1 protein-coding gene is annotated in these 607 nt (G+C 46.5%); it reads right to left on the minus strand.

Annotation, left to right across the window (positions count from 1 at the left end; all coding sequences use genetic code 11):
• Positions 1–607 (minus strand): right-handed parallel beta-helix repeat-containing protein (locus L5462_RS09250; RefSeq protein ID WP_237780485.1); only part of this gene is annotated, 607 nt, incomplete at both ends.

Raw genomic sequence — 607 nt, forward strand, 5'->3', positions numbered from 1 at the left:
CAAACAAACCCTGCTGAGAAGTCCTATTCACAGTGACACCAGAAACAGTCACATTGGAGGATGCTCCGCGAATAAGCACACCACGCTGAACACCAAACCCTGTAGCAAGCCTGGCAGCGGCATCATCAAAGACCGCATCACGAACAGTCACAAAAGCCACACCATCAACAACCACAGGATAACCCGCATTATCAGTCAACTGAGAACCACTCAAAACCACAGGACCAGACCCACTACCAACACGCCTCAGGTAAACACCATTACGATTACCCACAAAACGATTACCCCCAGAAAGGACAAAACCACCAACATTATCACCAACAACCCTCAAACCATAATAACCATCAACACCCCCACCAAAACCATTACCAGAAAACACATTATCATCCAGTAAAAGAAGACCCCTGGTCTCAAAATACGCACCATGCTGCCTGTTACCACTAAAAGTACTGTTACCCACCGTAACATTCTCACTGTTGGGCTCCATGGTTATCCTTAAACCATCCAAGGAACAGTCCCTGATCGTGGTGTTATTCACAACCACATTACGCACAAAATAACCATAAGAACTCCTAGCCTGCAGGAAAACACCATAACCGGTCGCATT

Source organism: Methanothermobacter sp. K4, assembly GCF_022014235.1.
Classification (GTDB): domain Archaea; phylum Methanobacteriota; class Methanobacteria; order Methanobacteriales; family Methanothermobacteraceae; genus Methanothermobacter.